The 19,620-nt window shown below is 61.2% G+C and carries 18 protein-coding genes; 4 read left to right on the top strand and 14 right to left on the bottom strand.

All coding sequences use genetic code 11. From position 1 onward, the window contains the following. Position 1: 1 nt before the first annotated feature. The 5 genes from CO676_RS18800 to CO676_RS18780 are packed head-to-tail and all read right to left on the bottom strand — an operon-like array spanning position 2 to position 3,801. Positions 2–826: a transporter substrate-binding domain-containing protein gene (locus CO676_RS18800; RefSeq protein WP_097522207.1), complete on the bottom strand. Its 825-nt coding sequence runs from the start codon at positions 824–826 to the stop codon at positions 2–4. A 41-nt stretch (positions 827–867) separates the two neighbouring features. Beyond that, a complete protein-coding gene (locus CO676_RS18795) occupies positions 868–1,518 on the bottom strand; it encodes an amino acid ABC transporter permease (RefSeq protein WP_085033579.1) in 651 nt (216 codons plus the stop codon). Positions 1,519–1,527: 9 nt separating this feature from the next. Then, complete coding sequence (locus CO676_RS18790; protein ID WP_097522206.1) at positions 1,528–2,196, bottom strand: amino acid ABC transporter permease; 669 nt, start codon at positions 2,194–2,196, stop codon at positions 1,528–1,530. A 46-nt stretch (positions 2,197–2,242) separates the two neighbouring features. Further along, positions 2,243–3,064 (bottom strand): sugar phosphate isomerase/epimerase, encoded by an 822-nt coding sequence (locus CO676_RS18785; protein ID WP_097522205.1) that lies wholly within the window; start codon positions 3,062–3,064, stop codon positions 2,243–2,245. After that, a complete protein-coding gene (locus CO676_RS18780; RefSeq protein ID WP_097522204.1) occupies positions 3,064–3,801 on the bottom strand; it encodes a GntR family transcriptional regulator in 738 nt (245 codons plus the stop codon). Before CO676_RS18780 ends, CO676_RS18785 begins: the two co-directional genes overlap by 1 nt. Before the next feature lie 254 nt (positions 3,802–4,055). On the opposite strand from CO676_RS18780, the gene CO676_RS18775 reads away from it, so the two are divergent. The 4 genes from CO676_RS18775 to CO676_RS18760 are packed head-to-tail and all read left to right on the top strand — an operon-like array spanning position 4,056 to position 7,226. Beyond that, positions 4,056–4,949, top strand: coding sequence for an intradiol ring-cleavage dioxygenase (locus CO676_RS18775; protein WP_097522203.1), 894 nt, complete (start codon positions 4,056–4,058; stop codon positions 4,947–4,949). Positions 4,950–4,973: 24 nt separating this feature from the next. Next, positions 4,974–5,756 carry a fumarylacetoacetate hydrolase family protein gene (locus CO676_RS18770; RefSeq protein WP_014766265.1) on the top strand — a complete coding sequence of 261 codons (783 nt, stop codon included), beginning with the start codon at positions 4,974–4,976 and terminating at the stop codon, positions 5,754–5,756. 8 nt (positions 5,757–5,764) lie between these two features. Beyond that, positions 5,765–6,556, top strand: a complete 792-nt coding sequence (hpaI, locus tag CO676_RS18765; RefSeq protein WP_097522202.1) for a 4-hydroxy-2-oxoheptanedioate aldolase — start codon at positions 5,765–5,767, stop codon at positions 6,554–6,556. Then, positions 6,543–7,226 (top strand): transporter substrate-binding domain-containing protein, encoded by a 684-nt coding sequence (locus CO676_RS18760; RefSeq protein WP_097522201.1) that lies wholly within the window; start codon positions 6,543–6,545, stop codon positions 7,224–7,226. The genes hpaI and CO676_RS18760 overlap by 14 nt, the downstream gene beginning before the upstream one ends. 949 nt (positions 7,227–8,175) lie before the next feature. Here CO676_RS18760 and CO676_RS18755 read toward each other — a convergent pair. From CO676_RS18755 to CO676_RS18715, 9 genes are all read right to left on the bottom strand, one after another. Further along, positions 8,176–9,801 carry a GMC family oxidoreductase gene (locus CO676_RS18755; protein WP_179875553.1) on the bottom strand — a complete coding sequence of 542 codons (1,626 nt, stop codon included), beginning with the start codon at positions 9,799–9,801 and terminating at the stop codon, positions 8,176–8,178. Further along, complete coding sequence (locus tag CO676_RS18750) at positions 9,798–11,327, bottom strand: FGGY-family carbohydrate kinase (RefSeq protein WP_097522200.1); 1,530 nt, start codon at positions 11,325–11,327, stop codon at positions 9,798–9,800. The genes CO676_RS18755 and CO676_RS18750 overlap by 4 nt, the downstream gene beginning before the upstream one ends. A 31-nt stretch (positions 11,328–11,358) precedes the next feature. Further along, positions 11,359–12,201 (bottom strand): class I fructose-bisphosphate aldolase, encoded by an 843-nt coding sequence (locus CO676_RS18745; RefSeq protein WP_097522199.1) that lies wholly within the window; start codon positions 12,199–12,201, stop codon positions 11,359–11,361. Beyond that, on the bottom strand, positions 12,174–13,922 hold the full coding sequence (locus CO676_RS18740; RefSeq protein ID WP_179875552.1) for a glycerol-3-phosphate dehydrogenase/oxidase: 1,749 nt from the start codon (positions 13,920–13,922) through the stop codon (positions 12,174–12,176). The genes CO676_RS18745 and CO676_RS18740 overlap by 28 nt, the downstream gene beginning before the upstream one ends. Before the next feature lie 12 nt (positions 13,923–13,934). Next, positions 13,935–14,930 (bottom strand): aldo/keto reductase, encoded by a 996-nt coding sequence (locus CO676_RS18735; RefSeq protein WP_014766272.1) that lies wholly within the window; start codon positions 14,928–14,930, stop codon positions 13,935–13,937. Further along, positions 14,927–15,934, bottom strand: coding sequence for a sugar-binding transcriptional regulator (locus CO676_RS18730; RefSeq protein WP_097522197.1), 1,008 nt, complete (start codon positions 15,932–15,934; stop codon positions 14,927–14,929). The genes CO676_RS18735 and CO676_RS18730 overlap by 4 nt, the downstream gene beginning before the upstream one ends. A 1-nt stretch (position 15,935) precedes the next feature. After that, complete coding sequence (locus CO676_RS18725) at positions 15,936–16,925, bottom strand: ABC transporter permease (protein WP_097522196.1); 990 nt, start codon at positions 16,923–16,925, stop codon at positions 15,936–15,938. Positions 16,926–16,947: 22 nt separating this feature from the next. Continuing rightward, positions 16,948–18,474: a sugar ABC transporter ATP-binding protein gene (locus CO676_RS18720; RefSeq protein ID WP_014766275.1), complete on the bottom strand. Its 1,527-nt coding sequence runs from the start codon at positions 18,472–18,474 to the stop codon at positions 16,948–16,950. A gap of 62 nt (positions 18,475–18,536) precedes the next feature. Further along, positions 18,537–19,565 (bottom strand): substrate-binding domain-containing protein, encoded by a 1,029-nt coding sequence (locus CO676_RS18715; RefSeq protein ID WP_014766276.1) that lies wholly within the window; start codon positions 19,563–19,565, stop codon positions 18,537–18,539. Positions 19,566–19,620: the final 55 nt, after the last annotated feature.

The raw sequence follows: 19,620 nt of genomic DNA, 5'->3' as shown, positions 1-19,620 counted from the left end.
TTTAATTGACGGTGAACGGGATGTTCGGAATGGATTCCGGGAACTGCGGCAGATCGATCGCCATCCACTTCTTCGTGATGGCGGCCAGCTCACCATTGGCCTTGATTTTGTCGATGAAGGCGTTGACGGCTTCGTTCCAGTCCTTCTCGCCGAGACGGGTCCCGACGCCGTTGTAGGTCGTCAGAAAGTCAATCTTGCGCTCATAGGTGCCGGCACTCGCCGCATCCAGACGCTGACCATAGAACTGGTTGCCGCCAACCGCCTTTACCTGTCCGGAGATGAGAGCCTGGATGGTTGCGGCGTCGTCATCAAAGCGGCGAACCGTTGCGGTGGATCCGACGGCGTCCGTTACTGCCTTATCCTGCGAACTGGACTTCGGAACGCCGATCTCCCATCCCGCAACGTCTTCAGGCTTCGTAACCGTGTCGGACTTCGCCGCATAAAGCGAAATCGTGTTGGCGGCGTAGGGCTTGCTGTATTGAATTGATTTCGCACGTTCTTCCGTCATCGCCATCGTTGCGAACAGGATATCGACTTTCCCGGTCGTAAGAGCTGGAATTCGGTTGGCAACGGCGAGCGGCTGGAATTGAACCTTCACGCCCAACTCCTTGGCAAAAAGGTTGGCGACGTCAGCGTCGAAGCCGTCCTGCAGGCCGCTTGTGTTGACGAACCCCCATGGCGCATTGTCGCCCTGGATGCCGACCACAAGCGTGCCCTCTGCCTTGATTTCCTCTACAGTTGCCGCAGAGGCGGCGGCAGCGCCAACGGCTGCGAAGGCAACGGTTGCCAGTGCAAGCCCGAGAAAATTCCTACGATTGTTATGCATGCTTATTCTCCTCCTCAAGAGTTTTGCTTCGAGCGAAGCGGTTAGCGGGCAGCTTTCGCCATCCGTTTTTCGAGGCCACTTCCCGCATGGGAGAGCGGCCAGCAAATGATGAAGTAGATTGCGCCGACGATCCCGAAGACGAGCAGCGGACGATAGGTCTGGTTTGAAATGATCTGGCCGGCGCGAGTTAGTTCAATGAAGCCGACGATTGCTGCTAGCGACGTGCCCTTGATGAGCTGGACCAGGAAGCCGATCGTGGCCGGCATCGAGATTTTCAGGGCCTGCGGCAAGATGACGTCTTTCATCCGCGAGACATAATGCAGACCGAGGGCGTTGGCGGCTTCCGTCTGGCCCTTCGGCACAGCCTCGATGGAGCCGCGCCAGATCTCTCCCAGGAAAGCACTGGCATGGAGCGTGAAGGCGATTGCGACCGCGATCCACGCGTTGACCTCGATGCCCAACAGCGCAACGCCGTAATAGACAACGAAGAGCTGCATCAGAAGGGGCGTGCCCTGGAAGACGCCGATGTAGCCTGCGGTGATTGTCCGGGCGACCTTCTTCTTCGAGGTGCGCAGCAGCGCGATCAGGATTCCGAATATCCCCCCGCCGATGAAGCCCACGATCGCGAGCAGCACCGTCCACTTCAAACCCTGCATCAAAAAGAAGAATTCATTTTCGCCGATGGGACCCATGGCTGCCTCCTATCGCGTCGGGTAGTTGAAGTAGTGGCGAGAAATGAGGGCAAAGAGGCCCATCATCAGCGTCGAAATAACCAAGTAGATAGCGGTCACCGTGAAATAGACTTCGAAGCTGCGGAAGGTGTCAGACTCAATGCGCTGAGCGGCCGAGGTCAGTTCGTAAGCGGCGATTGACGTGCAGACAGACGTTGTCAGTGTCAGCATGATGAACTGGCTTGTGAGCGAGGGATAAATCGCCCGCAGCGCCGGCTTGAGCACGATGAGCCGGAAGACGTCCGCCTTGTGCAGTCCAAGTGCGAAACCTGCCTCGATCTGGCCGCGCGAGACGCTCTCGACCCCGCCTCGGATGATCTCGATTGCGTACGCCCCACCATTGATGCCGAGGGCAATGATCGCCGTGACGGTCGGATTGAGGCGTATGCCCATGAGAGGAAGGGCAAAATATATGAAGAAGATCTGCACCAGAAATGGCGTATTACGCACGACCTCGACGAAGACGATGACGGGGGTGCGCGTGATCTCGCTCTTGGAAGTCCTTGCAACAACGCCCAGGATTCCGATGACGAGTGCGAGGAGCATCCCAGCCAACGCAAGGCCAAGCGTTCCAAGCGAACCCCATAGCAATTCCGGGGCGCGGTCGAGGACCGCACCGAAATCAAACGTATAAGTCATGTAAGACTTCCTCCCTCCGACCGGCCTACGCCGCGTCGGCGCCGGATCAATGATCCGGTTTCAAAATCCCCAGTGCGCTGTCATGCAGATGTTTTAGATGTGCCTCCGGGTCCACCGGCCCGACGAGTGGCACTTCAACCGAGATAGCAGCGCCGTATTCGGTTGCCGCCCAGAGGTCCTTCAATGGCAATTCGCCTTCTCCAGGAGCGAGCCTGCCGCTTCTGGCCTCGGCGATCATTGCGTCCGATGTTTTGGGAGCAGGCCCGCGGACGTCGCAAAGCTGGACGTGTTTTACCTTCCCTGCATTTGCGCGAAGCTCGTCGATCGAGGCTCCGTTTCGGAAGAAATGAATCCCGTCAACGAGGGCACCGGCATTCTCTGCTCCACAGGAATTCACGACCGCTACGCTGTCGCCAAAGGTTCTTACCGTCCGCCAGCCCATGTTTTCGATGTCGACTGACATGCCATATCGCGCCGCGAGGGCGCAAAACTCCGAAAGGTTTGTGGCAAGACGGCCGCCGTCGCGATCATCGCCGCAAACACTCAGCCTGCGCGCCCCTATGTTCGCAGCGGCTGCCACGGTCGCCTCATGGGAGGCCGCAACGAAGTTCTCGTCGATCACGAAGAACTCAATATCGAACACCTTGATGCCTTCGCCATCGGCAACTGTCTTGAATTCCTGGGCACTCTGGCTGCCCACCGGCAACTCGTAGAAAGGGGCTCCGGGAAAGGCGGGGTGCAGACGCAGCCCTATCGACGCAAAACCCGCCCGAGCAGCTATCACGGCGAATTCCTTGGGCGGCAGCGCGATGGATGAAAAATGCGCCACGCCCAGTTCAAGGCCCGGTCTTGGCGTCGCGACGGTCATCACAAGATCCCCTTTGTCGCGAGGTGATTGCGCAGATTGGTTCCCGTGCGGTGAATATGCTGACGCAACATATCGCACGCATAGTCCAGATCCCGCGCGACGGCTCCCTGAGCGATCTCACTGTGCTCCTGGCTGACGTTGCGGTCACCCGACGTGCGGGTCAGAAACACCCGGCGATAACGGTCGTTGAGATTAAGAAGCAGTCTGCAGAAATGGAGCAGGATCGGCTTCCCGCAGCCAGATATGAGTGTCAGATGAAATTCGCGGTGGAGCTCTTCCCAGCGCTCCAGTGTCTCTGGCCGAGCCGCGTCGCGCTCGGTGCGGTTAAGGCGATGCAGCGCGCGCATGACGTTGCCCTCCCACTCCACATCGCCGACCCGCATGGACTCGCGAAGCGCAAAGACTTCAAACTCTTCGCGCAGGGTGGTGATCTCTTCCAGATTGGCCAAGGAAATTGATGAAACGCGGTAGCCGCGATTGTCCTCGAACTCCACTAAACCGTCCGATATCAGCCGCGCCAACCCTTCACGCAGCGGACTGAGGCTTACGTTGAACGTCTTGCGCGCCTTGTCGAGATTGATCTTGCTGCCGGCCTGAAGCTCGCCGGAGATGATCGCTTCACGAAGACGGGATGCAAGCTGGCTCCCAATTGTGTTTTTGCCGTCATCGAGAAAGCCAGAAGACGATGGAGCATCTTCTGTCGTCGGAGCAAATGCGCCGTCGTCATCCGGTACCATTGTTCCTCCCAAGGCTCCCCCGAACTAATTGTCGATGATCGATACAATAAACGATTATTCGTGTCAACTTGAGAGCGCTGAAATCTACACAAAGTTAAGCCTCAGCTTCCTCTTCGCAAACGATATATAATAGAATCAAGGTATTGCATGCAAACGTCCTGTTTCTTTTGGCTTATTGGCGCCGCGAGAATGCACCGCGGCCTTGACAGATAATCGATTATTTTGATAGTCGGGGAAATCGGGAGGTAGCCCACATGGTGATCAAAACTGAAAGCGATCTGACGCCAGCCGTCCTCGCTGTGATGAATCGCACTGAAGACCCCCGCCTGCGAGAAATCCTCGTCGCGATGGTCAAGCATCTTCATGCCTTCGTGCGCGAGGTTCGATTGACGGAGGTCGAGTTTCGGGAGGCGACAGCCATGCTGAATGAGATCGGGAAGCTGCATACTGATCACCACAACGAGTTTGTGCTGATGGCCGGTTCTCTTGGCGTGTCCTCACTTGTCTGCCTGCTGAACAATGGCGACAGAGGACAGACTGAGACCTCCCAGTCGCTGTTGGGCCCATTCTGGCGCCTCAACTCTCCGCGAGTCGAAAATGGCGGGTCGATTATCCGATCCGAGACACCGGGCACTCCCTTGTTCGTGCATGCCAAGGTCGTTGACCGCGACGGTAAGCCAATTGCCGGCGCGGAAGTGGATGTGTGGCATGCCTCTCCCGTCGGTCTTTATGAAAACCAGGACCCGGACCAGGCCGAGATGAACTTGCGCGGCAAATTCATGACCGACGAGCAAGGTCGGTTCTGGTTCAGGACCGTCAAGATGGTCGGGTATCCGATACCGGTCGATGGCGTGGTCGGACGCCTGCTCAAAGCTCAGGGACGCCATCCGTACCGACCAGCGCACCTGCACGCACTGACCTTCAAGCACGGGTACAAGACGCTGATTTCCCAGGTCTTCGACCCCAGCGACCCGAACATCGACTCCGATGTTCAGTTCGGTGTCACGGCAGCGCTGACCGGCGACTTCATTCGTCATGAGGAGCCCCATCCGACCGAAACGGATATTCCTGGTCCGTGGTTCTCGCTCGACTACACCTATGTCATGGAACCCGGCGAAGCCGTTTTGCCGCGTCCCCCGATCAAATAAATCACTATCAGCAGAGCAAACGATATGATCACCGAAGAAGAACGCCAGGCCGCGGCAGACGCGCTGCTCAAAGCTGAAATCGAGCGGAAGCCGATCATACAGCCTAGCGAGACCTACCCGAACCTCGAACTCGAGGACGCCTATCGGATTCAGGCTTTGTGGGCGGAGGCGAGGGTGGCCAAGGGCGCACGGATCGTCGGGCATAAGATTGGCCTGACGTCACGCGCAATGCAGATGGCTTCGAAGATGACGGAGCCGGACTACGGCTGCATTCTTGACGATGCGCTTTACAACGACGGAGCGCAGATCAGGGCTGACTTGTTTATCAAGCCGCGCCTCGAGGTCGAGCTGGCCTTTGTTATGGGTGAGGATCTCGTCGGGCCCGGCACCAGGATCTATGACGTCATGCGTGCGACCGAGTTCGTTGTCCCGGCGCTCGAGATTATCGACTACCGGACCGAAGTCCCTCGAGCGATCACCGATACCATTGCGGACAACGCGGCTTTCGGTGCCCTCGTCGTTGGCGGCCGTATAATTCGCCCGATGGACATTGATATCCGTTGGGTCGGAGCGACTCTTTCCAAGAACGGCATCATCGAGGAGTCGGGCGTGTCGGCGGCGATCATGGGACATCCGGCAGCCGGCATCGCGTGGCTGGTCAACAAACTTCATGCTGTGGGCGGTGGCCTGAAGAAGGGACAAATAGTCCTGGCCGGCTCCTTCACGCGTCCTGTCGATATCGCGAAAGGTGATGTCATTCAGGCCGACTATGGCCCTGTTGGCTCCATCGGCGTGTCGTTTGTGTGAGGTGCTAGATGGAACATCCTGTCAATCGATTCAAGCAGAAGCTTCTTTCTGGTCAAAGTCAGATCGGCCTGTGGTGTGGCTTGCCGGGAAACTACGCCGCGGAAATCGTCGCGCCTTCAGGTTTCGATTGGCTCCTGTTCGACACGGAACATTCTCCGGGTGACGTTCTGACCGTCCTGCCACAATTGCAAGCGGTCGCACCATACGACGTTTCCCCAGTCGTCCGCCCGGCCATCAACGACCCCGTTCTCATCAAACGTTTCCTGGATATTGGCGTTCAGACACTGCTCATTCCCTACGTTCAGAACGCAGAAGAGGCGAAAGCCGCAGTCGCGGCGGTGCGATATCCTCCGGACGGAATTCGTGGTGTTTCTGCCCTGACGCGCGCCACTCGGTTCGGCCGAGTTGCGAACTATGCGGAAAATGCGGAACGGGAAATCTGCCTGTTGCTGCAAGTTGAGACGCGTGAAGCGCTTGGCAACCTCGAGTCGATTGCCTCGGTAGAGGGAGTGGATGGGGTATTCGTAGGACCGGCAGACCTGGCAGCGAGTTTCGGACACAGGGGCCAACCGAGCCACCCGGAGGTGGTCGATGCAATTGTCGACGCGATTGAACGCCTGAAAGCGTTGGGCAAGCCTGCGGGCATTCTTACCCCGGATGAGAAGTTTGCGGCACGGTGCATCTCACTGGGAACACTATTTACTGCCGTTGGTGTCGATGTCGCTGTTCTGGCAAGGGGATCGGAAGCACTCGCGGCACGATTTGCATCGCAAGGAGCGTGCCGCGATGCCGGAACGTGATGAACTCCTCACTGAAATCGCACCGACGGGAGTCATCAGAGCGGCGGTCAACATGTCGAATGCCGCACTTGTCCAACTCGATCCAGTGACAGGCGTTCTAACAGGGCCGAGCGCGCAGATCGCGATCGCACTTGCGGCAGAACTCGACTGCAGTTTGTCGCTGGTTCGATACGGATCGGCCGCTGACATTCTCGCGGCTGCCGAAGGCAACGAGTGGGACGTTGCATTCATTGCTTCCGATCCGTCACGTGCCGACAGGTTCTCCTTCTCGCCCTCCTATACCACGGTGACCGCCAGCTTTCTGGTGTCAGACAGTAGCCCGCTGGGCAGCGTCGAGCATGTCGACGTCAAAGGGGTACGCATTGCCGCCGCCAGAACCGCTGCGTATACAAAGCAGCTTGAGCGACAGATTAGAAATGCAATCCTCCTCCATACCGAAAATCCCGCCTCCGCCCTGGACATGCTTGTATCCTCCCAGTGCGATGCGGCTGCGGGCTTGACCGAGTCCCTGTCACGTTTCTGCGAAGAGAAACCAGGTTTCCGCGTTGTTGAGGGGACATTCTCGAAAGTGCCTCAGGCGATCGCTGTGCATCGGAGGTGCGTTCACGCTTCAACCTTCCTGTCGGACTTCATCCAGCAGCATTGCAGTGCGGGTAAGCCGAGCAATTGAAGCAGTTGGCGGGACATGCGAGGGAGCCAGGTCGAGGGGACGCGACACGTTAACTCCCGAATAGTCAATTGGAATCCTCTTCCTTCTCAAGCGTTCCGACTCGGAAGTTCATGTTTCGTTAAGCCTTAGCGTACGATGAAAGGGTTGGCGGCGGCCGTGCCCTGGATCCTGGGCGTGTGCTTCGTGGTGCTGGCGCAGCAAGTCCTTGCCGTAGTCGTTGCCATTCGACGTCCTGACGACCGTGTGGATGTGCCCGCGCGTCGGCCACGCCCCGCCGCCACCGCCAGAATGGCCCAGATCGGCGCTCCTCCCCCAGCACCATGACCGCCAGGAAAACTGCGAGCGCGATCGCGACCGACTGGGTGAGCATCATCAGGCGGCGGCGCGGAAGCCGGTCGGCGGTTTATTGCCGGGTGATACGATTGCGTTAGGGACTATCGTCCTTTCCGTGCCGATCGCATCGCGAAAGTCTCTTTCCTGGACGATCGCTACTCCCGCAACCACCGTCAGCTTGTCAAGCCAGGAAGAGCTTCGACGCAAGCAACAAGACGGCAGCTAAAATTCGTCCTAGTACGGGCCGGCACGATTGGCCGAAAGGTCCCGCTTAGCGGCCGATTCGCTCGTTCGCTCGAACTTCCGCAGTCTACTCACCCACGACGCTGATGAAGGCGAATTCTGGACCCGTTGAGGACATCGCGCGCTACCGCCCAGAACTTCCGTATTCGTTGCGCAAAGCAGACCGTTGTGTTGGCCTCCTCAGAATTTCGACCGGCCGCTTTGGAGCTCGCGCCTTAGGCCCGCATCCGAACACAGCCGCATAATGCGAAGATCGATTCTCAGCCTCTCGAATGAAAGGCATTGTAGGTTTCCGCGGTCGAGTCGACGTCCTCGTAGTGCTGGCTCCAGCCCCGTGGCTGTGCTCCAAGGCGCCTTCAAGCAAGCACGATTCTCATAACCGCTTCAGAATGGCTTCTGATGCCTTCTCCGCGATCATGATCACCGGCGAGTTCGTGTTGCCGGAGACGATCGTCGGCATGATGGAGGCGTCAACGACACGCAATCGGCCGACGCCGTGCACGCGCAGCTTCGCGTCCACCACAGCCATAGGGTCACTCCCCATCTTGCAGGTACCGACCGGGTGAAAGATGGTTGTCGCAATGTCCCCGGCGCGGCGGATCAAATCCTCGTCGCTGTCGTGCTCGCGGCCGGGAAGCATTTCCTGCGGCCGGAATTGCGCAAGCGCCTTCGTTTCCATCAGGCTGCGGGCGTGGCGAATGGAGTTCGCCGCAAGCAATCGGTCGCCGGCGGTGGAGAGATAGTTTGGGCGTATTTCAGGTGGCTGTGCCGCATCACGCGCGGTGACATGCGCTGTGCCGCGGCTCTCTGGCCGAAGATTGCAGACGGACACCGTAACGGCTGGATAGCGGTGCAACGGCTCACCGAGCCGGTCCGTGCTAAGCGGCTGAACGTGATATTCGAGATCGGCCGTCGCGACCGCCGGATCGCTCTTGGCGAAGATCCCGAGCTGGCTCGGCGCCATTGAGAGCGGGCCGGATCGGCTAATGGCATATTGCAGCCCCATGCCGGCGCGGCTGAAGAGGTTGTGATAGAGCTGGTTGAGTGTGCGCGCGCCTTCGATCTTGAATACGGTGCGGATCTGCAAGTGATCCTGAAGGTTCTCGCCGACGCCCTGAAGTTCGTGGTGGACGGGGATGCCGAGGGCGGACAGCAGGGCCGGTCGACCGATGCCCGACAGCTCCAGGATTTTGGGCGAGTTGATGGCGCCAGCCGACAACACCACTTCGCGTGATGCACGAGCGACCCAGAGGCGGCCGCCAAGGCGGAAACGCACGCCGGTGACCATCTTGCCGTCAAACTCCAGCCGTTCGGTCTCGGCCCCGGTCAGGACGCGCAAATTCTTGCGCTTCATTGCCGGCCGCAGGAAGGCTTTGGTCGTATTCCAGCGCACGCCGCCGCGCTGGTTGACTTCGAAATAGCCGGAACCCTCGTTGTCGCCGCCGTTGAAATCATCCGTCTTCGGAATGCCGAGCTCCTCCGCGGCATCACGGAAGGCGTCGAGGATCGGCCAGGAGAGACGCTGGCGCTCGACGCGCCACTCGCCGCCCGCCCCGTGAATGGCGGACTTGCCGCGGTAATTGTCCTCCGACTTCAGAAAATAGGGCAGCACGTCGTCCCAGCCCCAGCCCGCATTGCCCGCCTGCCGCCAGCCGTCATAGTCGGCAGCCTGCCCGCGCATGTAGATCATGCCGTTGATCGACGAGCAGCCGCCGAGCACCTTGCCGCGCGGATAGTTCAGCGCGCGGCCGTTGAGGCCGGCTTCGGGTGCCGTCTTCATCAGCCAGTCGGTGCGCGGATTCCCCATGCAGTAAAGATAGCCGATCGGCACATGCACCCAGTGGTAGCGGTCAGAGCCCCCCGCTTCGAGCAGCAGAACCCGGTACTTCGGATCGGCCGAGAGCCGGTTTGCGAGAACGCAGCCAGCCGAACCGGCACCGACGATAATGAAGTCGTATATGCCTTCGTCCACCGGCATTTCAGTGTCATGCATGGTCATGCTGCAACTCCAGCCTCCCGGCCTGTGGTTGCCGAAAGCCGCCGCCAAAGCGGGGTCATCGCATCTGCTACGTCCCTGTAGAGCGCATAGCGGCGATGGTAGTGCGCGGCGAGCGCGCTATTCGGTCTGTAGTGCCGGTCGACACGTACCATGGCGGCCGCGCCGTCGGTGAAATCGGCGAAGAGGCCGACGCCCGTCCCCGCCGCGATCGCTGCACCCAGCGCGCCCGTTTCCCGCGAGGTGGTGACGGAGACGGGAACTCCGAGCACATCGGCAAAGATCTGCGGCCAGAGTCGGCTGCGCGAACCGCCACCGGACAGGACCGCCTCGTCGAAGCTGGCCCCCGCGTTACGAATCGTCCCGATATGATGGCGGTGGCCGAAGGCGACGCCTTCTAGCAGGGCACGGATCAGATGCCCCTTGCTGTGCCAGCCCGCGATTCCATAAAAACCTGCCCGCGCGTGGCCGTCCTGCTGGGCGCCGTAGAGATAGGGGTGATAGAGCGGATCGTCCGCAGCGGGTTCGACGGCAGCTGCCAGCGCGCAGCAGGCGTCAAAGGGCGAGAGGTTCTCCGCATGCTCCCCCTCGAAGAACTCCCGCACCAGCCATTCGAGATTGACAGCAGAGGTGGCGCTGTTTTCCATCGCCATGTAGCGGGTGCGGTCGAAGGTTGACGACATGAAGACGGGACCGTCGAGATCGGGACCGTCTATGATGACCTGGTTGATGCTCCAGGTGCCCGCGATGATCGAGGCGCTGCCGGTGCGCGCCACGCCGGAACCGAGGGCCGAGGCGACGACGTCGAAGAGTCCGCCGATCACCGGCGTGCCCGCGGCAAGCCCGGTTTCTTTTGCCACCGCCTCCGTCACCGTGCCGGCGATATCGGCGCTTTCGACAAGTGGCGGCAACAGGTCCATGCAATCGGCAAGCCCGTATGCCTCCATCAGTGCCTTGTCGTAGCTGCGCGCCCCGAGGGCAAGCAGGCCGGCGCCCGACATGTCCGAGACCTCGCTGACGCGGCTCCCCGTCAGGCGGTTGACGACGAAATCCTTGGAGAAGAACACGGTGCCGATGCGCTTGAAGACGTCCGGGCGATTGCGCTTCAGCCAGGCGAGCAATGTCGGAGTCTGCGAAGGCCACGGGCGCTGGCGGGCGATCGGATAGGTTCGATCGCCCACACCTTCCGTCGCCCATTCCTCGACGAGGCCCGTCGCACGTGTGTCGAGCGACTGGATGCCGAGGAGCGGTTCACCGTCGCGGTCGAGCGCATAAAGTCCGTTACCATGGCCGGCGCAGCCGATCGCGGCGATTTGGGTCGCGGCGATGCCCGCCCTGTCGAGGCAGGTGCGGATGACGCGCTTGGCATTGGCCCACAGTTCGCCGAGGTCGCGCTCGACATGCCCGGGGCATGGCATGCGGCTGTGGCCCTCCTCCCCCGCATGTGCAAGTTCCCGGCCGGTCCGGTCGAAGATCACCGCCTTGATGACGGTGTTGCCGGCGTCGATCCCCAAAAGATAGTCTCCCATTCGGAACCCCTCCCAAGGTTCGTTTACGCTCTCACCCCTGCTGATAGAGCGCGAAGGCGTCCTCGCCGCCGGCATCCTCGTGCACGATCGCCATCAACCCGCGCACCACGGCGCTGGGATTGGCGTGCTGGTAGATATTGCGCCCATAGACCATGCCCATGGCGCCCTGCCGCATCAAGGCGGCTGACTTGTCAAAGACTGCGCGAAGATCCTCCTTGCCACCGCCGCGCACCAGAACTGGGCAGCGCGCCGCCTCGACGACACGATGGAAATCCTCCGCATTGGTCGTCGGGTCCGCCTTGACGATATCGGCACCCATCTCGCGGGCAAGCCGCGTCAATGTGACGATCTTTTCAGCATCGCCATCGACCATGTAGCCGCCGCGGTCCGTCACCGGCTGCATGACGAGCGGTTCGATCATCAGCGGCATGCCGTATCTTTCGCAGTCTGCCCGCACGCGCGAAATGTTCTGGACGCACTGACGGAAGAGATCGGGTTCGTCGGGCAGCATGAAGAGGTTGACCACCACGCAGGCGGCATCCATCTGCAACGCACCGATCAGCGGCTCGGTCTCGTTCTGCAATACCGCCCACATGTCGCGATGGCGGATGCGGTTATATGGGTTGCCCATGTCGATGCGCATGACGAGCGCCGGCTTGTCCTTACCGGGAACGTCCTGCAACAGGTCGGCCTGGCCGTAGTTCATCTGGATCGCGTCAGGTCTGGCCTCGATCAGCGCCTTTACGACGGCCGGCATGTTCTCCAGCCCATCGAGGAAGGACGGCTCGTTGCACACGCCGTGATCGATCGCCACGTCAAGGCAACGGCCGTTGCCGAACAGCCGGTTCATCCGGACCTTGCGGTTGTTTCGCATAATTCACTCCTTTGTTCGTTCCTTGCGGAAAGGGTTGCCTCCGCGACGCCGTGGCGCTCGCGCATGAGGGTGAGAAAACGGCTCAATTCCTCGGCCTTGCGCTGCTCCGGCCAGCCCTTTTCGGCTGCAAGCAGGTCGAGCGTGGCCTCGGCCATGGCAAGCGAAAGCTCGCCGGTGATGGCAAGTGTCGTGCGTCGGAGGAGCAGGTCGTCCACATGCTCGACCGCCTCCGTGCGGATGAGATGCAGGAGCTCCCGGGCGCTGTAGCCGGCATGGGGCAAGCGGTGGTCCTGCCCCGCGGCGGTGAAGCGAGCGACGTCCTCCGCGTCTGTGCCGTAGCGCTCGAAAAGCGTTGCGGCGCGATCGGGGGAAAGGCCTGTCGATTCCGACAGGTCCCGGATCCAGCCGCTATGGTCTTTCGGAAATTCACGTCCGCCGCCGAAAGTGCGATCCGCCGTGTTCACGCGGCGGCTCTGGCCGAGCCGTTCCAGCGCCATGTCGGCAGCGAGTTCGCCGAAGGATCGGAAAGTCGTCCACTTGCCGCCGATCATGCAAATGACCGGCGGCCCACTCTCGCCGCCTTCGAGCACGGTGCAGAAATGGTCGCGCGGGATGCGGCCGGTGAAGCTATCGTTGCTGGCCGGCAGCGGTCGCACGCCTGCGAACTGAAAGACGATCTCTTCCGGTCGGATGCGCACACCCGGCAGCACGTAGGCAAGCGATTGCAGGATATAGTCCCGCTCTTCGGCCTCGCACCGCACTTCATCGGGATCGTCGACGCGGATATCCGTCGAGCCAACCAGCACCTTGCCGAGGTAGGGAAACAGGATGCAGATGCGCCCGTCCTCGTTCTCGTAGTAGATCATGTGCCCGTCGAGCATGTCGTGGAGTGCCGGATTGTCGATGATCAGGTGCGAGCCCTTCGTGCCACCCATCACCGGCGCGGGTCGGTCGTCTGCAGGAAACAGCGTGCCGTTTGCCATATCGATCCAGCCGCCGGTGGCATTGACGACCAGCCGCGGCCGGATCGGGAATTTATCTCCGGAAAGCTTGTCATGCAGCAGGAATTCCCCGGCATCGGCCTGCACGAGCGTCGCGTAGTTGAGGGCGCCGGCATTCGCCCCGGCGGACAGAGCGTCGCGCAACAGCTCGATGCCGATGCGTTCGGGATGACTGACCCAGGCATCGTGATAGGTCGCCGAGCTCAGGATTGCCGGATTGAGCGCCGGCCATTTTTCCAGCGTTGCCTTGCGTCCGCGAAATTGGTGGCGCGGCATCAGCGCCTGCTTGCGCGTCAGGAAATCGTAGATGCCGAGGCCAGCCTTGATGGCGACGGCACCACGACGGCTGGGACGGCGGGTGAGGCGAAGAAAGCGCACGATGCCGTTGGCGAGACCGGAGAAGAGGTCGAAGATCGGCACCGTGGTCGGCAGCGGAGCGACATAATGGGGGGCGTTGCGCAGCAGCCGGTCGCGCTCGACGAGCGACTCCCGCACCAGGCTGAACTCACCATTCTCCAGATAGCGCAGGCCACCGTGAACCATGCGCGACAGCGCAGCACTTGCGCCGGAACAGTAGTCGCCCTTCTCGACCAGCAGCACGCTCGCGTTCTGCAGCGCCAACTCGCGGAAGACGCTGATCCCGTTGATGCCGCCGCCGAGGACGCACACGTCCACCTTCGGGCTTTGGCGCAGCCCGTGCAATGTCTCTTTCCGGTCCATGATGACAGTCCGTTATCCGTCCATGTTGGCCAGCTTCACCGAAACGGCCGTTTCGATGGCTGCCAGATCTTCATCGGAAAGCCGCAGCGTGCCCGCTCGCGCATTGTCGAGCGCCTGCGCCGGGTTGCGCGCGCCGCACAGGGCAAAGGTCACGCCCGTCTGGTTGAGTGTCCAGGCGATCACCGTCTGCGCGATGCTTGCGGCGTGCCGCTCCGCGACGGGCCGAATCGCCTCGGCGAAATCCCTGGCCTTCTGCCGGTTGGCCATGGAAAAGCGCGGATTGTCCTTGCGCTGGTCATCGCCTGAAAACGCCCGGTTCGGTTCGATCGTGCCGGAGAGGAGACCGAGCGCGAGCGAGGAATAGCTGAGCGTCGACACGCGATTGGCAACCGTGAGCGGCAGCAGTTCCGACTCGATCTGGCGATCGATCATGCTGAACCGTTCCTGGATCGCGTCGAGCGATCCGGTACTGATGTATTGCTCCAGCTCCTCACGGCTGACGTTGCTGGCGCCGATCGCGCGGATCTTGCCGGCTCGCTTCAGCTCCTCCAGAGCCGCAACCGTCTCCTCGATGGGCGTCGTCGCGTCCTGCCAATGAGTGATATAGAGATCGATATGATCGGTGCCGAGGCGGCGCAGGCTTTGCTCAACCTCATGGATGATCGAGTCCCGACCGAGATAACGATGGACTGGCTTGCTGTCCTGGTCGAAGAAGTGGTCGCCTTTCTTGGTATGCCACACGAGACCGCATTTCGTGGCGATTGCCGCCTTGTCGCGGCGGCCCGCGATCGCCTTGCCGACGATCTCTTCCGAGCGGCCGAGGCCATAGGCCGGCGCCGTGTCGATGAGGGTGACGCCGGCCTCGAGCGAAGCCTGAATGGCGGCAATGGATTCCGCCTCATCCGTTCCGCCCCACATCCAGCCGCCGATCGCCCAGGTGCCGAGGCCGACGGCCGATGCCTTGACGCCGGAGCGTCCGATCTCGCGGGTTAGCTGCTCACCGCTCATGCGGAAAATCCTTCCTCGGAGGCAATTTCAAGAATACGCACGCCGGTCGCCTCGTCGGTTACGAGCGTGTCGAGATGGTTGCCCCGCATGACGCTGAGAATCGGGCCCGCCTTGTTCGGTCCGCTCGCGACCCCGATCTTGGTCGGGATCGCGGCAAATTCCTCAAGCGTCAGCGACACCAGCGAACGGTTGAGGCTGTAGTCGCAAACCCGGCCTCGTTCGTCGAGCAGGTGGGCGAGCAGTTCGCAGGTCGCGCCGGAGCGTTCGATCGCCGCCCGGTCGGTGCTCGAAGACGGATGCAGATCGTAGTAGCTCGAGTCGTCGGTAAGGATCGAGCCGATGCCAACCACCGCCACCTTCGCCTCGCGCGCCCGTTTGAAGACGTCGGCGACGGAGCGCATGCTGATCAGCATTTCGCGCTGCTTGGCATCGTCGGCGAAGAGGGGCGCGTGGATCTGGTAGGAGCGTCCGCCGAGCCGGTCGGCCATCAGGGTCGAGACATGATTGACATCGGTGTAGTGCTTGCCCTGCACGCAGCCCGTCGCCGGGATGACCTCGACATCGAAACGACGCGGCGGCTGCAGGCCGGCGACGACGGCGCTCACGCCCTTGCCGCCGGTGATGCAGATTGTGTCGCGGTCGCCGATCTCCTCGAGCAACAGCCGTGCCGCCGCCTCGCCGACCGACTGGAGCGCAGTCTGCGGATTGCCGGAAATGGTCGGCACCACGACCGCGCGGCTGATGCCGCCGAGCGCGAGCAGTCGATCCTCCAAGTCAACCAGCGGCTCGACCGGCGATTTGATCTTGATCTCAACGAGACCGAGCTGGCGGCCGCGCTTGATGAGGCGGTTGACGGTGGCTTGCGAGATGCCGAGTTGGTCGGCGATCTGGGCCTGCGTCAGACCCTCCATATAGTGCAGGACGAGCGCCTGGTGCATCTGGCGGGCGATGACGATCTCCTCGCGCGGTGCTGTCGTCCGGAGTTTCGGATTGGCGATTGGCATGTCAGGCGGCCTTCCGATTGTGCAGGAAATGGTCGATGGAAACGGCAGCGAGCAGAATGCACCCCTTGATCATGTCCTGCCAATAGACGGAGACGTCCAGCAGGATCAGCGAACTGGTGACGACAGAGAGAAGCGCTATGCCGAGGATGGCGCCGAGGATCGTGCCGGAGCCGCCGTTGAGCGAGGCGCCACCGATTACCGCCGCCGCAATGATGTTGAGTTCCATGCCGACGCCGAAGGTGGGGGTCGCGGCACCGAAACGGGACATGTAGATGGCTCCCGCCACACCGGCGAGCGTCGAGCAGAGCACCGTCACCCAGAATTTCACGCGATTGGTCTTGATGCCGGAATAGAGCGCCGCCTTCTCGTTGCTGCCGGTGTAGAAGACCTTGCGGAAGGCGGTTGCCCGGCGCAGCAGGAAGTCGAACAGGATGACGACGGCGACGAAGATCAGGATGACATAGGGAACGCCGTAAAACGTGCCCTGCCCCACCGCCTTGAAGCCCGACGGCAGTGTGAAGAGCGAAAGCGGCGTGCCCTTTGTGATGATGAGGCAAAGCCCGCGTACGATCACCATCGCGGCGAGCGACGTGATGAAGTGGTTGAGACCCACGACCGTCACGAAGAAACCCATGATGCTGCCAATCGCGCTGCTCGCGGCAATGCCTACAAGAGAGGCCGCCCAAGGGTCGACGCCGGCTAGGAAGAGCGAACCCGAGAGCACCATGGCAAAGCAGACGACGGAGCCAACCGCGAGATCGATGCCGCCGACGATGAGCAGGATCGTCATGCCCACGACGACGATGCCCTCAACGGAAAAACTCATCAGCATGGCGCGGAAGTTGCCGAGTGTCAGGAAATGCGGCGAGGCAAAGCTCATCATTACGCAGAGTGCAAGGATGATCGCGATCAGCCCCGCCTCGCGCATCCTGCCCATGCGCTTCCAGGACGATGTCTTCGGCGCGCCTGCCACAATCGTGTCGAGTGCCATTCCCGTCCCTCCCAATTTCTCGTCACGCTGCATGGCTCGCCGCCCTTGCCGTTCCCACCCCCGAGGCAAGGCGGATCACGGCCTCTTCCGTCATTTCGTCGGCGCCGAGTTCACCAGCGATGCGCCCCTCCCGGACGACGAGCACGCGGTCCGAGAGACCGAGCAGCTCTGGCATCTCCGAAGATATGACGATGATACCGATGCCCGAGCAGGCAAGCTCACGCAGCAGCCGGTGAATTTCCGCCTTCGCGCCCACATCGATGCCGCGCGTCGGCTCGTCCATCAGGATCACCTTCGGCTTCACCGCGAGCTGCTTGGCGATCGCGACCTTCTGCTGGTTACCGCCTGAGAGCGATTTTACGGGTGCCTCGACACCGCCCATCCGCACTGCAAGCCGTCGGGCGAAATCCTCAGCAAGCGCGGCCTCCGCACGCCCGTTCATGAGACCGACGGCATTCGTCAGCGACTTCAGTTCCAGCACGGAAATGTTCTGCGCGATCGACATCTCCAGAAAGATGCCAGCGCCCTTTCGGTCCTCCGACAGATAAACGACCCCGGCCTTCACCGCATCGGAATAGGAATTGATCGTCTGCGTCTTGCCGCGGAGGCGTACCGCACCGGCCGTGCGCGCTCGAAGCCCGCATATACCCTCGGCGATTTCCGTGCGGCCGGATCCGATCAGGCCGCCAATGCCAAGAATCTCGCCCTTGCGAAGCGCGAAGCTGACGCCATGGAAACGCTCGCCGTCACCAATGTTGTCCACCTCGAAGACCAGCTCGCCAGACGCCTCACCGGGCCTAAGCTTTTCCGGGTAGAGCTGCGTGATCTCGCGCCCCACCATCCGGCGTACCACGTCATCCGGCGTGATGTCGGCAATGCGATCGGTACAGACGTAACGGCCATCGCGGAACACGGTCACCCGGTCACAGAGGCTGAATATCTCGGCCATGCGATGACTGATATAGATGATTGATATGCCGTTCGCCTTGAGATCTCGGACAATCGAAAAGAGCTGCTGCGCCTCGCTTTCGGTCAGCGCCGCGGTCGGCTCGTCCAGGATCAGCACCCGGCAGTCGAGCGTCAAAGCCTTGGCGATCTCGACGAGCTGCTGGCTGGAAATCGGTAGGTCCGCAACCTTGCGGCCGACATCGATTGCGCCCAGCCGATGCATTACCGCCTGCGCGTCACGTTCGAGCGCGCGGTAGTTCATGAAGGGGGCACGGCGGCGGTTGGTCGCCGCCATGAACATGTTTTCCGCAACCGTCACATCCGGGCAGAGGGCGATTTCCTGATGCACCAGACCAATGCCGAGCGATTGGGCGACGGCTGGTGAGGATATCCGCACGACCTTCCCGTCCATGCGGATCTCGCCCTCGGTCGGCTGCAGTACGCCTGCGATGATGTTCATCAATGTCGACTTTCCGGCGCCGTTCTCGCCGCAGAGCGCATGGATCTCACCGCGTTCGAGTATGAAATCGACGTCCGTCAGCGCCTTCACCGCACCGAAGTGCTTGGTGACGCGATGAATTGTCAGCACAGGCTCCGCCATCGTGTTCCTCCCCTACCCGAGACCATCCGCGCTATGAGGCGCGGATGGCGCAATTCCGCAGCTTACTCCTCGATGCCCTTCGTGCCGCGACGTTTCAGGTATTTGTCCCAATAGAAGTCATCGGCATTTTCCGCCGTCACGATGGAGAGGCCGTTGTCGACGACCGGGATGCTCATCGGGTTGAAGCCGGATCGCTTGGCATCGTTCATCGGATCGATCAATTCCGGATGCTTGGCGAGCCACAGCAACATGAAGCCCATATAGCCCTGCATGCCCTGGTTCGGGTTGATTGAACCGAAGACCTCGCCAGCCTTGATCATGTCGAGGATATTGGCGTTGACGTCCGCGCACATGACGAGGACCTTGCCGCCGCTTTCCTTGTTGGCCTGGGCGGCGCCGATTGCCGAATTCGCTTCCGGCATGAAGACGGCGCCGAGGTTTGGATTGGCCTGGATGATGCTGTTGAGGCCCTGATAGGCCTTGGTCGGATCCTGATTGGAGGCAGCGCGGCCGACCAGCTTCATGTCCGGCCACTGCTCCTCCATGCGGCCGATGAAGGCCGCGATGCGCTTGTCGTGGTTGCCCTGGCCCGGATTTTCCAGAACCGCATACTCGCCCTTGCCGCCCATCTTTTCGGCGATCGCGTCGGCGGCATAGATGCCTTCGCGGGTATTGTCCGAGGTGATGAACGACACGCGCTTGGAGAGCGGCGAGTCGGCCGCGAAGGTCACGACCGCCGTGCCCTGGTCGATCGCGCGGTTGATCGGCTCGATGAAGGGGTCGGAGTTCATCGGATGGACGAGAATACCAGCCGGGTTCTGTGCCAGTGCCTGGTCGAAGGTGGCGATCTGTTTGTTGACGTCATATTCCGGCGTGCCCGTATATTCCGTTTCGCAGCCGAACTGCTGGCCCGCCTGCTTGAACATTTCATAGACCGGAAACCAGTATTCGACGCCCGAGACCATGACGTTCATGACGTATTTTTCGCCCGGTTTGCAGCGGAACGGGTTCTCTGTCTCGGCGGCTGCGGAATCGGCAAAAAGCGTTGCCGCAAGGACCGCCATCGCGGTCGTGCTAAAAAAAGTGCGCAAGTGTCCTCCTCGAGGCCGAAGCCCCTCCCAAAAATCCCGAAGGCGCCGAACCGAC

Source organism: Sinorhizobium sp. BJ1, assembly GCF_002531555.1.
Lineage (GTDB): Bacteria > Pseudomonadota > Alphaproteobacteria > Rhizobiales > Rhizobiaceae > Sinorhizobium > Sinorhizobium fredii_B.
This window is presented reverse-complemented; position numbering and strand designations above follow the sequence as displayed.

Bases quoted from the DNA above. Each gene is read 5' to 3' on its own strand.
- CO676_RS18800 (WP_097522207.1), bottom strand. From the start codon at position 826: ATGCATAACAATCGTAGGAATTTTCTCGGGCTTGCACTGGCAACCGTT.
- CO676_RS18795 (WP_085033579.1), bottom strand. From the start codon at position 1,518: ATGGGTCCCATCGGCGAAAATGAATTCTTCTTTTTGATGCAGGGTTTG.
- CO676_RS18790 (WP_097522206.1), bottom strand. From the start codon at position 2,196: ATGACTTATACGTTTGATTTCGGTGCGGTCCTCGACCGCGCCCCGGAA.
- CO676_RS18785 (WP_097522205.1), bottom strand. From the start codon at position 3,064: ATGACCGTCGCGACGCCAAGACCGGGCCTTGAACTGGGCGTGGCGCAT.
- CO676_RS18780 (WP_097522204.1), bottom strand. From the start codon at position 3,801: ATGGTACCGGATGACGACGGCGCATTTGCTCCGACGACAGAAGATGCT.
- CO676_RS18775 (WP_097522203.1), top strand. From the start codon at position 4,056: ATGGTGATCAAAACTGAAAGCGATCTGACGCCAGCCGTCCTCGCTGTG.
- CO676_RS18770 (WP_014766265.1), top strand. From the start codon at position 4,974: ATGATCACCGAAGAAGAACGCCAGGCCGCGGCAGACGCGCTGCTCAAA.
- hpaI (WP_097522202.1), top strand. From the start codon at position 5,765: ATGGAACATCCTGTCAATCGATTCAAGCAGAAGCTTCTTTCTGGTCAA.
- CO676_RS18760 (WP_097522201.1), top strand. From the start codon at position 6,543: ATGCCGGAACGTGATGAACTCCTCACTGAAATCGCACCGACGGGAGTC.
- CO676_RS18755 (WP_179875553.1), bottom strand. From the start codon at position 9,801: ATGACCATGCATGACACTGAAATGCCGGTGGACGAAGGCATATACGAC.
- CO676_RS18750 (WP_097522200.1), bottom strand. From the start codon at position 11,327: ATGGGAGACTATCTTTTGGGGATCGACGCCGGCAACACCGTCATCAAG.
- CO676_RS18745 (WP_097522199.1), bottom strand. From the start codon at position 12,201: ATGCGAAACAACCGCAAGGTCCGGATGAACCGGCTGTTCGGCAACGGC.
- CO676_RS18740 (WP_179875552.1), bottom strand. From the start codon at position 13,922: ATGGACCGGAAAGAGACATTGCACGGGCTGCGCCAAAGCCCGAAGGTG.
- CO676_RS18735 (WP_014766272.1), bottom strand. From the start codon at position 14,930: ATGAGCGGTGAGCAGCTAACCCGCGAGATCGGACGCTCCGGCGTCAAG.
- CO676_RS18730 (WP_097522197.1), bottom strand. From the start codon at position 15,934: ATGCCAATCGCCAATCCGAAACTCCGGACGACAGCACCGCGCGAGGAG.
- CO676_RS18725 (WP_097522196.1), bottom strand. From the start codon at position 16,925: ATGGCACTCGACACGATTGTGGCAGGCGCGCCGAAGACATCGTCCTGG.
- CO676_RS18720 (WP_014766275.1), bottom strand. From the start codon at position 18,474: ATGGCGGAGCCTGTGCTGACAATTCATCGCGTCACCAAGCACTTCGGT.